This window comes from Brucella sp. 22210, assembly GCF_052045675.1.
Taxonomy (GTDB): domain Bacteria; phylum Pseudomonadota; class Alphaproteobacteria; order Rhizobiales; family Rhizobiaceae; genus Brucella.
In genome coordinates this window covers 62,071-74,991 of record NZ_JBQEPD010000010.1, presented here as the reverse complement: position 1 = coordinate 74,991, position 12,921 = coordinate 62,071, and the positions used below count along the sequence as shown (strand labels likewise).

Genomic DNA, 12,921 nt, shown 5'->3' with positions numbered 1-12,921 from the left:
CTGGAGACACGACATGCATAAGACCCTTCAGCCGCAAGGCTGGGCCCGCCCTATCGGATATGCCAACGGCGTTGAAGCCCGCGGGCGCACCGTCTACATCGGCGGCCAGATCGGCTGGAACGAACAGCAACAGTTCGAGACCGACGATTTCGTCGAGCAGACCGAGCAGACATTGAAGAACATCGTCGCCATTCTGGCGGAAGCTGGCGGCAAGCCGGAGCATATCGCTTCCATGACCTGGTATTTCACCGACAAGGTTGAATATACCGCCAATCTGAAAGGCATCGGTCGCGCCTATCGCGATGTGATCGGCAAGCACTTCCCCGCAATGGCGGCGGTGCAGGTTGTCGCGCTAGTCGAAGACCGGGCCAAGATCGAAATACAGGCTTTTGCCGTTATACCGGACTGAGGCAACCATGGTCGATAGACGCGAATTCTCCCCCGCTGTGACAGGCACAGTTGTCGACGGCATTCTTGTCGTCACGGTCGACAACCCGCCGGTCAACGCCACATCCGCTGATGTGCGCAAAGGTTTTGCCGCAGCCATTCGCTATGCTTCTGCCGAAGCGGCGATCCGTGCGACCGTGCTAAGCGGTGCAGGCAAGATTTTCATCGGCGGGGCGGACATTCGCGAATTCGGCAAGCCGCCGGTTGAACCGACATTGCCGGATGTGATCACGATCATCGAAAGCGCCGACAAGCCCGTGGTGGCCGCGATCAACGGCCCCGCTTTGGGCGGCGGGCTTGAAGTTACGCTTGCGGCGCATGCCCGTGTCGCATCGACCAGCGCCTCCTTCGCCTTGCCGGAAGTCAAGCTTGGGATCGTGCCCGGCGCTGGCGGCACGCAGCGCCTGCCCCGACTAATCGGGCCGCTCGCAGCACTCGATATGATCGCCACCGGACGCCAGATTGCCCCGGATGAAGCGCTGCAATTGGGCCTCATCGACCAGATATCGGTCGGCGATCTCTTGGCCGACGCTATCGCGCTCGCCAATGCGCTGGTCGGCAAGCCGGTCCGCCGGACCGGCGATCTGCCCGTTACCGCGCCCGATGCAGCCGCCTTTGAACAGGCCAAGGCCAAAATTCTGAAGAAGGCGCGCGGCGCGACCGCTCCCGGTGAAGCGGCGCGGCTGGTCCAACTCTCGACAACGAACGCGATTATCGACGGTCTGGCCGAAGAACGGACAACCTTCATTCGCCTGCGCGACAGCGCGGAAGCAGCCGCCTTGCGGCATCTGTTTTTCGCCGAACGCGCCGCTGGAAAAGTAGAAGGTATTGAGGCGAAGCCTCGGGCGCTTTCCGCGATCGGCATTGCCGGGACCGGCCTGATGGGATCTGGCATCGCTGTCGCCTGTCTTGCCGCTGGCTATAAGGTCATCGGCTATGAAACGACTGCGGAAGCAGCAGCCAAGGGCCAGGCACGGATCAGCGACATGATCCAGAAGGCCGTCGATACGGGCAGGCTTTCCACCGAAGCCGCAGACGCTCAACGTGCAAAGCTCACTGTCAGCGCCGATATGGCTGCACTGGCGGATGCCGATCTCGTCATCGAGGCCGTGTTCGATGATTTCACCGTCAAAGCATCGCTGTTCCGCGAGCTTGATGCGTTGCTGCCTGCCACAACCATTCTCGCGACCAATACAAGCTATCTCAATCCGGATGAACTGGCCGCCGTGACAAGCCACGCCGACCGGGTGCTGGGCCTGCACTTCTTCTCGCCAGCCAATATTATGCGGCTTCTGGAAGTGGTGCGCTGCGCGGAGACCTCCGACGAGACGCTGGCAACCGGCATCGCCTTCGCCCGCAAGATCAAGAAGCTGCCCATCGTTACCGGTGTTTGCGAAGGCTTTATCGGCAACCGGATGTTTTCGGCCTATCGCACCGAAGCCGAGAAAATATTGGCCGAAGGCGCCTATCCCGAAGATATCGACCGCGCCATGGAAGCCTATGGCTTTCCGATGGGACTCTTCGCGGTTTACGACATGGCCGGGCTGGAAATTGCCTGGGCGCGGCGCAAGAGAGCGGCGGCAAACCGCGATCCCAACCTGCCCTATTTCGACGTTGCCGACAAATTATGCGAAGCGGGGCGCTTTGGGCGCAAGGCCGGTCTCGGCTGGTATCGCTATGCGGACGGTGTTCGCACCAGCGACCCGGACGTTCACGCGCTGATCGACGATTACCGCACGCGCAACGCCATAGTTCCTCGCAGTTTCAGCGATGAAGCGATCATGCAGCGCCTGCTCGCCGCCATGGCGAATGAAGGAAAAGCGCTGCTTGAAGAAGGCATCGCACGCCATTCCGACGACATTGATCTCGTTCTGGTCAACGGCTACGGCTTTCCCTCGATCAAGGGCGGCCCCCTGTTTGCAACAATGTTCGCAACAGGCGATCAGGCGAAGTAAAAAACCGGCAGGCGGAAGGCGGCTTACTCGTCTTCCGCTCCGGAAAGATGGTTTCGCACCGACTTCTTCAGCGGATCGAGATCGGCCAGCAGGATCTGGATGACATCGTGATCGACGTCGGCCATCATTTCCCGCAACCAGCCCTCATGGGCGCTGGCCATCTGGCTGAAAACCGAAATGCCCTGATCCGTCAGACGGGCAACCGTGACGCGGCGATCGGCACCCGGTGTCTCGCGCTTGACCAGACCTTCGGTCTCCAGCCGCTCTACCAGCCCGGTGACATTGCCGTTCGTCACCATCGTGCGGCGTGACAATTCCCCCAGCCGCAAGCCGTCCGGCTCGCGATAGAGCTGCGCCAGCAAATCGAATTGTGGGAGTGTTGCACCGAATTCGTTGCGCAGACGCCGCCTGATTTCCTGCGAGATCAGCTTGGTCGTGGACAACATGCGCAGCCAAAGGCGCAATTCCGGCTTTTCGCTTTCATGATCCTCGCTGACTATGATCTCGAAATCCACCGACACGCCAATTTCCTTTGTTCAACCGCACGCTGGTCAGGCTCAGGAATCGAGCCACACCATGCTTTAAGATTCGCGTTTGCCGAAAAATATTTCAAGCCTTAAATAATTGACCTGACAGCCGATTGAGGACGGGGAAACTGTCCTTCATCCGCACGAAATGCAGCACAAGCGGCATTTTATTTCTAAATGCATATATTTCTCGTTCTAGCCGCGATTTCTGCATTCAAGAAAATGTCCTAGTAAGCAGGATTACAGGCTCGATAAGCCTGTACGGAAAGTCGTTTCGGACCGCTTAATTACTTGCAAAGTCATATGATATTGCATAGCTTTCCTCTCAAGGCTCACAGAAGCCATTACACAAATCCGCAGTTCCGCCCACACTGGGTCGAGCGCGGTAAAGACGAGGGAAACTATGAAAGAGACATCCGTTCTCACCGGTCTCGCATCCGCATTGGTATCGCAATCGATCAAGGTCGTGGATATTACCGCGCCGCTCGGACCCGACACGCCGGTGCTTTATCTTCCGCCGCAATTCGGCAAGAACACACCGAATGTGAAGATCCACGAGATCAGCAAATATAATCAGGACGGTCCGTTCTGGGCCTGGAACTGGATCGAGCTGGGCGAACACACGGGAACCCATTTCGACGCGCCGAGCCATTGGGTCACGGGCAAGGATCATTCCAACAACACGACCGACACCATCCCGCCGCAGAATTTCGTCGCGCCGGTCAATGTGATCGACCGCTCTTCGGAAGCAGCCGCCAACCCGGATTATCTCCTCACGGTGGAAAGCATCCAGCAATGGGAAGCTGAGCACGGCGAGATTGAAGCTGGCTCGTGGGTGATCCTGCGCACCGACTGGTACAAGCGCAATGGCTCGACCGAGACATTCCTGAATGCCGACGAGAACGGTCCGCATTCGCCCGGACCGACAGCGGAAGCGATCCGCTACCTCCTGTCCAAGGGGATCATCGGTTGGGGTCAGGAAACCATCGGCACCGATGCTGGTTCGGCTGGCGGCATGACCCCGCCCTTCCCGGCACACCATCTGCTGCATGAAGCCAATCGCTACGGCCTCGCAAGCCTCAGCAATCTCGACCAGCTTCCGGCAAAAGGCGCGATCCTGATCGCCGCACCGTTGAAGTTCGTTGCTGGTACGGGATCGCCAGTGCGGGCGCTGGCGCTGGTTCAGGGCTAAATCAGCATCCTGACTGCCGTTCGAGATAAGGCAGTTCACGCGGCCGGATTGTGCTGGCCAGCGTATTGATGCGCAGCATAGCGCGTTCGTGCGAGATTTGCAGATGATGCACGAGCGCGCGCTGTGCCCCGGCCAGATTGTTGGTCTGAAGACACGTGACGATCTCAACATGCTCCGGCAGAAACGGTTCCGACGCGAAAAGTCCTGAGGTCCACTGATACAGGAAATGGTGCGCGACGAGCAGGGTCTGCGGCAGTCGCACCGCCTCCAGCAGGGAGGCGCTGTCGCAATGGCCAAGCAGCTCGACATGCAGTTCCTGTTCCAGCCGATCCAGCGTTTCGCCTGCAACCAACGGAGAGGCGACCGCTTCATCCAGATTCCGGCGGACCCTTTCCAGAAGTCCCTCGGGCAAACGCGGCAGAGCCTTTTCAAGCGCGAGCGGCTCAAGCACCCATCGCAACTCGAACAGGTCGTGGATGTGCTTGTCAGTCAGCGCCGGTGCCAGCCAGCGGCCACGCGCATCCTTCTGGATAACGCCGCGCTGCTGCAACCGGGCCATGACGTCATGCGCGACCGTGCGGCTGACACCATAGTGCTTTGCCAGGGCCAGCTCGTTGACGCGCCAACCGTCCAGCGATGTGCGGGCGAAAATCTCGCTTTCGATTTCGGTATAGATGAGCTGCCAGCTGGGCATGAATTGCATGCGGCTGTTCTTGCTCTGCCTGACAAGGGGGTCGCCGTTTGAACGGCCAGACCTGTTCGTCGCCGCTTCCTCGGCAATCGCATAGCCGCGCCCATCCGCCTTGCGAATGAGGCCGCGCTGTTCCAGTTCCGCCAAGGCCTGGCGCGCTGGTGCCCGGCTGATGCCGAACAGTTCCGCGACCCAGCTTTCCGTCAGTCGCCTGGTCGCCGGGATGGCGCCATTGGCAATATCAGCCGCCAGACTGTCACGCGCGCGCTGATAAAGTTTTGGTGCGATGTTCCGCATAATGTCGATTTCCTCCCCTGAATGCTTCCGGCTTTTTGTTATTTTGTCCGGCAAGCCCCGCGATATCCCCCAGATACCCCCAACTACACACAGGCATGCTCCCGCCTATGTCGGGACGGATAAGCTCATACACAACCCATTGAGTCCAGTATGGTTTATGGATTGATGGTTCATCTACGTGAACGGTGAAGGGATACTCTAAGAGGCCCCAATTCTTCCAATCCTCCCTACCAGCGCTGCCCGCTAATATATCCCGGATTGCGTCTCCCCATTAATTCGTATAGTGCATGCACAATACATTATGGCTGGAGGAGTTTCATAGTGCAACAGGCAGTTGATCAGGCCACGTTCTCGCTCGCATCGCTGGAACGGTTTTGCCGTGAGGTTTTTTCGGCATGTGGAGCAGATGCCGCGACCGCCGATGCGGCGACGCGCGCCATGATGCACGGTACACGCTACGGCGTGGATAGCCACGGCGTTCGCCTTCTCGCGCATTATGTGACGGCTCTCGTTGGCGGTCGCGTCAACAAGACCCCCAATCTCAAGGCCGTGCGCAGCTTCGGCGCGATTGAAACGCTTGATGCCGACGATGCCCATGGCGCTCTGGCGGCCTATACCGCCATGAATCGCGCCATCGCTCTGTCCGACCAGTTCGGCATCGGCGCGGTCGCCATTCAGAACAGCTCGCATTTCGCTGCCGCTGGAGCCTATGCGCTGGAAGCCGCGCGGCAGGGCCGGATCGGTGTGGCGGTCTGCAATTCCGACAGTTTCGTACGCCTTCACGATGGCGCAATGCGGTTTCACGGCACCAATCCGATTTCAGTTGGCGTGCCGACCACCGATGAAAATCCATGGCTACTCGATATGGCCACAAGCTCGATCCCCTATAACCGCGTGATGCTCTATCGTAGCCTCGGCGTCGAGCTGCCGCAGGGCGTTGCCTCCGATCTCAACGGTGTGGACACGCGCGACGCAGAAGCGGTCGAAATGCTTGCGCCGCTGGGCGGCGAATTCGGCTTCAAGGGTGCAGCGCTTGCCGGTGTTGCGGAAATTCTCAGTGCCGTTCTGACCGGCATGAAGCTCAGCTTCGATATTGCCCCGATGGGCGGCCCGGATTTTGCGACGCCGCGCGGCATGGGCGCTTTCGTTTTGGCGATCAAGCCGGAAGCCTTTATCGAGCGCGATGTGTTCGACGCAGGCATGACCCGTTATCTCGAAACATTGCGCAACTCACCAGCGCGCGAAGGCTGCACCGTTATGGCTCCGGGCGACCGCGAATGGCGCGTTGCCGATGAGCGCGAACACACCGGTGTCACCATCGACCCGGTAACATGGCAGTCATTCGGCGAAATGGCTGAAAAATACGGCGTGGCCCTGCCCGCCTGACCTTGCAGATCACATACGCATAAACAACCCGTCAGAGCGGTTACAGCAATGCAGCCGCTCTGATTACCATTCGAACCGCGAAGACATATCCCGGGAGGACATTGGGAATGAACACTTCAAACAAGGCGCCTTTCGGCGCCAGCCGCTTCCGGTATTTCATACTTTTCATGTGTTTTATCGGCATCGCGATCAACTATCTCGATCGCGCCAATATGAGCGTGGCTCTGCCCTTCATCGATTCCGAACTGGGCCTGAACCTGACCAACACGCAGAAGGGCCTCATCCTTGGCGCCTTCTTCTGGGCCTATGACGGCATGATGCTGTTTGCGGGCTGGATCACCGACAAGCTGGGCGCGCGCAAGAGCTTCTCGCTCGCCGCCATCTGGTGGTCGATATTCACCGCTGTCACCCCGCTCGCCAACAGCTTCTGGTCGTTCTTCACCGTCCGTTTCTTCCTCGGCGCTGGTGAAGCACCGGCCTATCCGGCAGCAACCAAGGCGGCTTCGCGCTGGTTCCCGAGAAGCGAACGCGCCTTTGCAACGGCAGTGATCGATTCCGGCTCGCGCGTTGGTACAGTTCTGGCGCTGCCGATCGTGACCTCGATCATCGCTTTTGCGACCTGGCACTATTCCTTCGTCATTCTGGGTGCTGTCGGCCTCGTCTGGGCTTTCTTCTGGTACGTCACCTATCGCGATCCGTCGGAACATCCGCGCGCCAATGATCTGGAACGTCAATACATCATCCAGAACGGCGCCCGCACCGACGACAATGACAGCGAAGAAGCACAGAAAATCCGTTGGGCAGACCTGTTCCGCTACCGCACGGTCTGGGGCATGATGCTCGGCTTCTTCTGCCTGAACTTCGTCATCTACTTCTTCCTGACCTGGTTCCCGACCTATCTGAAGACCGCACGCGGCCTGAACCTCGCAGAACTCGGCCTTTATGGCATGCTGCCGGGCATCGCTGCTGTCGTCACCGCCTGGATCGCCGGCCTTCTGGCCGACCGCGCCATCCGCGGCGGCGCGAATGTCACCACCGTGCGCAAGATCGTCATGGTCGGCGGCATGCTGGGCGGCGCAGCTATCCTTCCGGCAGCGCTGGTTGAATCGCTCTATGCAGCTTTGTTCTTCCTGGCGATTTCCTATAGCAGCCTTGCCATCGCAGCGACCGCGATCTGGTCCCTGCCAGCCGACGTTGCACCAAGCTCGCGCCATGTGGCATCGATTGGCGGCATCCAGAACTTCGCTTCGAACATTGCAGGCATCATCAGCCCGTTCCTGTTCGGCTTCCTGCTGGATCAGTTCAACGGCAGCTATACGCCGTCCTTCCTGATGGCCGCCATCATGGCTGTTGTCGGTGCATTCTCCTACGCGTTCATTGTTGGACGTGCAGAGCCTCTGCCGATCCTGCCTCCCCGCTCGTAAGATCATCCACGAGCGCTAACGAAAAAAGCCCCCATCCGGGTGATCCGGATGGGGGCTTTTCTTTTAATCAAACGTTAGGAACGCAGCGCCGTTGCCGGGCTCATACGCAATGTGAGCAGTGCTGGCACCAGAGACACGATGGCCGCGACAAGGATAAAGCCACCAGCGCCGTAAAGATCATCCATCGAAAACTCGACAGGCATTCTCACTGCCGTTGTCGCCGTCAGCCATGCCGTGATGACATGGGCGGCTGCGTAGCCGATGGCGAGACCCAGCAGGATGCCAAGCACCAACAGGAAGAACAATTCGCCCCAGACAATTGTCATCACCGCACTGACCGGTGCACCAAAGGCCCGCAAAGCGCCGATCTGGCGCTTGCGCGCGCCAATATGCATGACGGCAACCAGCAGCAAGGCGAAGACGACGATCACCTGCGTGCCGATGGCGATCCCCAGCAAAAGTTTGCGGGCATCGCCCAGCGTGGAATAGAGCCGCGTTAGCACTTCCGCAGGGAAAATCGACAATGTCGTTTCAGAGCGATATTCCTGCCGCAGCCGATAGGCATCGGCGATGGTGTTCGGCTTGACCAGAACCGCCGGAATTCCGGGGCTGCTGGCATCGAAATGCTCATCAAGCGGCGCATCGACATCAATCCGGGCATTGTGATCGTGTGTATCGATCGGTCCGATCACCGCGAGCGAGCCTTGCGCCTTTGGCGTTTCCACATGGGCATCCGCATCATCGTCGTCATGACCCTTCATGCCATGCAATTGCCAGACCGCACGAATGGGCACAAGGATCGAGCGATCCCACGCGGTTCCCGTCGGGGCCATCTTGCCGCTGACATGATAGCTCAGTTCCGTATGCGCATGACCGCCGGTTTCAACGGTGCCATGCATCGGATTGACCCGGCTGCCTATCGGCAGATCCACCGCTGATCCGATAACCGCCTCGCCCAACCGGGCAAAAACTTTGCCTTCCGCCAGTTCGGGCGACAAGGCCGCGATGAGCTGGGTCGTTGTCCCGACGATGGGAAAGCCCATCGCGCTATCGCCAAAGCCAATCGGCGCGGCGAAGGCCACGCGCGGATCGGCGGTAAGCTTGCCAAGCATCGCGCCCGACATCAGCGGCAGAGGCGACGGCTGCAGAAACACCGAGGACAAGGTCAGCTGCGTGTCGCTTCCGGCCGCACCCACCACGAGATCGAATTTCTCCGATGCGCGCGCGGTGCCAAGACGCACGGCCCGCTCCTGCAATGTCACCACCGTGCTCAAGGCCACGGACAGCGCCAGCAGGACAATCACCGCAACGGCTCCGCTCCAGAACCGGCGAAGATCGGCAAGAATGAATGTGATCATGTCGCGCCGTGTCCTGTGGTGTCTTTCGTTATGCGTCCGCCTTCCAGAAAAATCTGACGCCGCAGGCGCTTCATCAATTGCGGATCATGCGTGACGGCAATCAGCGTGGCCCCCTGCGCACCGGCAAGCTGCACCAGAAGTTCCGCAATCTCCGCGCCGGTTTTCTGATCGAGGCTGGCGGTCGGCTCGTCGGCAATGATGACCCGCGGCGCGGGGAACAGCGCACGTGCAATAGCCACGCGCTGCATCTCGCCGCGGGACAGCGTTTCGATATGCTGGTCGGGTCTTGCAATCCCCACTGTTGTGAGAAGTTCGAGCGCCCGATCGCGCCGTACCGGCTTCACCGCCCGGCTCAATTTTGCAGGTAGCAGAACATTGGCAATGGCCGAAAGGCCCGGAAAGAGATGGAAATCCTGCATGACCAGCCCGATATTGCGGGCTCGAAACGCATCGCGCTGAAAAGCCGATAGGCTGCTGAAGGCTTCGCCATTCCAGGAGACCTGCCCTTTTTTGACACCTTCAAGGCCTGTGATCGCATTGATCAGTGTGCTTTTCCCGGACCCCGACGCACCGGCGACGGCCAGATGTTCGCCTTGCGGCAGATGAAACGTCTCAATGGCGAGCGCAGGCTCAGGAAGGCCGGGAAAGCGGACTTCCAGCGCAGAAATGTCCAGCGACAAGCCGGACCGTTGTTCAGTCAGCATGTCAGACCGTTGTGAATGAAGCATCGCGCATGCGTAGCTGGCTAACAAACCCCGTTTCAGGATCAGTCCACGAACCATATTCAAGTGTGCCGCGCGTGAGGATCGGCGCGTTGAACTGCACAAAAGTCTGCTTCGCCGCGAGATAAACCACAACGATATTGTCTGGCCAGTCGGAATCCGACGAGCAGAACGGGCAGATCGACATTGGTATTTCGGTCAGCACGAAGAAATTGGCTTCAGCCTTCAAGGGCGGTGCCATAAAGCCGCTGATGGCAACTTGCTTGCCAGCCGACTGCTTGACCTGATCGGAAAACTCAAGGCCCAGCACGCCGAAGCTCTTATAGAGATTGTTGAAGCCGAGTTGCTCGGCAGCCCGCGCTTGCGGGAGACCTGCCACCAGCGGCATGGCCAGCGCGCCAAGCATCACCTGTCGGCGGCTGAAATCGTTCCGGTTGGACATCGGACGCTCCATCAATTGCGGGCAAGCGGCGCAAGCCGCCTGCCCTGTTTCAGGATAGACCGTGCTTACTCGGACTTCGGCTTGCCGAGAGCAAAGGCATCGGCAAGGGCGCGATACACGTCGCTCTGTTCCATATAGCCGCGCAGCCCTTCGGAGCCCGGACCAGTCGCCTGAAGAACGATATCGTCTACCGCATGAACGCCGGTATCCTCGTCCTTCGGGATGTTGCCCTGCACAAACACTGCGCCCGGCACATTCTTATAGGCCTCATTGGCGACATATTCACCCTTTTCGTTCTTGATGGCCGGAACGAACGGATCATCAAGCTTCGGGCGGAAGGTTTCATAATGGTCCGGACCGTTATTGGCAGCCATGAACAGGCGGCGCGAAACGTCCACGCGATCCGGATAGCCGTCGCCGTCCTTGTCTTCATAGTTCGGGAAGCCAGCCGCATCGTAGGTGCCAACCTTGGCGCGCATTTCATCGCCCGGCTTGTCGTCATCGACCGTACCGATAATTGCCACGCCATGGGTGTGGTCGCCGGTCACAACGATCAGCGTATCCGGGTTGTTCTTGGCGAATTCCTGCGCAACGCCGACAGCCTTGTCGAACTCGATCGTGTCGACCAGCGCGCGCTCCCAGTCGAGCGGGTGGCTCATCTTGTCAATCGACGCGCCTTCAACCATCAGGAAGAACCCTTCCGGGTTCTTGGATAGCTTGTCGAGCGCGGCCTTGGTCATATCGACCAGACCCGGCTGGTTCGGGAACTTGTCGATGGTTCCCTTCTTCAGAAACTCGCGATCCAGCGTCACATCCATATTGCCGGTGTGGAACAGGCCGAGCAGGTTCTGCTGGTTGGACTGACCGGAAGCGGCAAGCTCGTTCTTGTCGGTGACGACAGCATAGCCCGCATCACGGAACAGCTGGATATAATCCTTGTCGTCCTTGCGCTTGGAGCCCGGAACTTCTTTACTCAGGAAATAGGCCGAGCCGCCGCCCAGAAGCACATCTGGCTTGACCTCGTAGAACATGCCGACAATGTCCGCCTTGTCAGAACGCTTGCGCGTATGCGAAACCAGTGCAGCAGGCGTTGCGTCTTCCACTTCCGCCGTGGAAACGATGCCGATAGACTTCTTCGTCTGGCGACGCAGCGCTTCGGCAATGGTTTCGACCTTCGGGTCGTCCTGGCTCGCCGGAGTGCGGTCGGCATAAACGCCAAGCGCATTCACGCGTGATTTGTGGCCCGTCATATAAGCCGACATGGTGTTAGCGCTGTCGGTTGCGATGGAATGGGTCGACGATGTGCCGATAAAGGCAACCGGCGGGACATCATCCATATTCAGACGACCATTGGCCTTGCCCTCAGTCATGCCCTTGGACATGATGCGCGCTCCGGTGCGGTGAGCGACCGAAAGACCATCCGCGACGAGGAAGATAATGTTCTTGGCTTTCGCTTCAGTTGCAGTCGGATAAACATCCCAGGTGACGGTCTTCGTCTCGTCCCCTGCCGAAACTTCAACCTTGTAAGCGCCCGGCTCTGCGAGCTTCAGATCGCGCAGGATGAGGGCCAAACCCAGAACCTTGTCCTCGCTCCCCTTTTCTTCTGCGACGAACTCGGCCTTGGAACCGAACAGGGCTTCATAGTCCTGACCGTTGACGGTCACCTTGACCTCTTCCGGTTTCACGACCTTGTCGAGTTCCACTTTGAAATCGAACGGAGAGCCGACGAGAATGGTCGCCCGGTCGAGCGGATAGATATCGGCAGCATGGGCAGCGCCGCTAAGAAATGTTGCGGATGCAAGAGTGAGCAAAAGCTTACGCATGATAGAAACCCCTTCCTAAGAGTATCAGGCCTCCATAAGCAAGCTAGATGACGTGCGTATAACGGTTTCGCATTTGTTGATCACTGCAACCGCATGCGGTCCATTTTCATAGCGCGCGGCAGTACAGATTCGCCTCCAGGTCTAAGCTAAATCAGAGAACACGAAGCCGCGTTCGTAGGGCGTCAAATCGGCTGAAAAGCGGGTCGTTTCGAGTGCGGAATGGTAAAATTCAACAACCTGAAATTAAACGATATTTTTCGACAAACGAAAGCTAAGTCGGCATTAGGTTTTCTTAGCGCGACTGTGCACAAACCAATCTTTCAGAGGAGATTTTATCGTTCAGGCGAGGCGGAAGCTCATAAAAGGAATCTCTGTAACGATGCTTCAGATGGTACCGTGAAGAAGTTAAAAAATCTACAGCATCAACCCATAAAAGCACAAAAAACATCGTTCCTTGCCAATCCGCACACAAACCCCAGCTAAGGACTAAATCGTGCACTGCTAGAGTTGAGCAGGTTTTCCGACACAAATCCAGCTCCCTTCGCCCGATATAATTTGGCCAGAACCTCTGCCGGAACCGGCGCGGATCATTTCACGTCCGCAACAGCGCCCCAGACTTCCAACCTCTGGAATCTTTCCATTTCTGTTAATCAGGTC

Annotated in this window: 11 protein-coding genes; 5 read left to right on the top strand and 6 right to left on the bottom strand. The window is 58.5% G+C overall.

The window, feature by feature from the left end; genetic code table 11:
- The first annotated feature begins 13 nt into the window (after positions 1-13).
- Positions 14-409 (top strand): RidA family protein, encoded by a 396-nt coding sequence (locus ACTJKP_RS14460; RefSeq protein ID WP_138786194.1) that lies wholly within the window; start codon positions 14-16, stop codon positions 407-409.
- A gap of 7 nt (positions 410-416) precedes the next feature.
- On the top strand, positions 417-2,402 hold the full coding sequence (locus ACTJKP_RS14455; RefSeq protein WP_440631127.1) for a 3-hydroxyacyl-CoA dehydrogenase NAD-binding domain-containing protein: 1,986 nt from the start codon (positions 417-419) through the stop codon (positions 2,400-2,402).
- A 23-nt stretch (positions 2,403-2,425) separates the two neighbouring features.
- Here the strand turns inward: ACTJKP_RS14455 and ACTJKP_RS14450 are convergent, their stop codons facing one another.
- Complete coding sequence (locus tag ACTJKP_RS14450; protein ID WP_235889847.1) at positions 2,426-2,917, bottom strand: MarR family winged helix-turn-helix transcriptional regulator; 492 nt, start codon at positions 2,915-2,917, stop codon at positions 2,426-2,428.
- A 415-nt stretch (positions 2,918-3,332) separates the two neighbouring features.
- On the opposite strand from ACTJKP_RS14450, the gene ACTJKP_RS14445 reads away from it, so the two are divergent.
- A complete protein-coding gene (locus tag ACTJKP_RS14445; RefSeq protein ID WP_138786196.1) occupies positions 3,333-4,121 on the top strand; it encodes a cyclase family protein in 789 nt (262 codons plus the stop codon).
- Between the two features lies 1 nt (position 4,122).
- Here ACTJKP_RS14445 and ACTJKP_RS14440 read toward each other — a convergent pair whose 3' ends face one another.
- Positions 4,123-5,109 (bottom strand): GntR family transcriptional regulator, encoded by a 987-nt coding sequence (locus tag ACTJKP_RS14440; protein WP_440631126.1) that lies wholly within the window; start codon positions 5,107-5,109, stop codon positions 4,123-4,125.
- Between the two features lie 321 nt (positions 5,110-5,430).
- On the opposite strand from ACTJKP_RS14440, the gene ACTJKP_RS14435 reads away from it, so the two are divergent.
- Both ACTJKP_RS14435 and ACTJKP_RS14430 read left to right on the top strand, forming a co-directional pair.
- Positions 5,431-6,495 carry an Ldh family oxidoreductase gene (locus ACTJKP_RS14435; protein WP_440631125.1) on the top strand — a complete coding sequence of 355 codons (1,065 nt, stop codon included), beginning with the start codon at positions 5,431-5,433 and terminating at the stop codon, positions 6,493-6,495.
- A gap of 107 nt (positions 6,496-6,602) precedes the next feature.
- The gene (locus ACTJKP_RS14430; RefSeq protein WP_078338185.1) at positions 6,603-7,919 is read left to right on the top strand and encodes an MFS transporter; all 1,317 of its coding nucleotides are present in this window, start codon (positions 6,603-6,605) and stop codon (positions 7,917-7,919) included.
- Positions 7,920-7,993: 74 nt separating this feature from the next.
- On the opposite strand, the gene ACTJKP_RS14425 is transcribed toward ACTJKP_RS14430, so the two are convergent.
- The 4 genes from ACTJKP_RS14425 to ACTJKP_RS14410 all read right to left on the bottom strand — a co-directional run bounded on the left by ACTJKP_RS14425 (position 7,994) and on the right by ACTJKP_RS14410 (position 12,264).
- On the bottom strand, positions 7,994-9,277 hold the full coding sequence (locus ACTJKP_RS14425; RefSeq protein ID WP_440631124.1) for an ABC transporter permease: 1,284 nt from the start codon (positions 9,275-9,277) through the stop codon (positions 7,994-7,996).
- Positions 9,274-9,981, bottom strand: coding sequence for an ABC transporter ATP-binding protein (locus tag ACTJKP_RS14420; RefSeq protein ID WP_440631123.1), 708 nt, complete (start codon positions 9,979-9,981; stop codon positions 9,274-9,276). Before ACTJKP_RS14420 ends, ACTJKP_RS14425 begins: the two co-directional genes overlap by 4 nt.
- Position 9,982: 1 nt before the next feature.
- Complete coding sequence (locus ACTJKP_RS14415; RefSeq protein WP_113534368.1) at positions 9,983-10,441, bottom strand: hypothetical protein; 459 nt, start codon at positions 10,439-10,441, stop codon at positions 9,983-9,985.
- A gap of 65 nt (positions 10,442-10,506) precedes the next feature.
- Positions 10,507-12,264 carry an alkaline phosphatase gene (locus ACTJKP_RS14410; protein ID WP_440631122.1) on the bottom strand — a complete coding sequence of 586 codons (1,758 nt, stop codon included), beginning with the start codon at positions 12,262-12,264 and terminating at the stop codon, positions 10,507-10,509.
- Positions 12,265-12,921 lie beyond the last annotated feature (657 nt).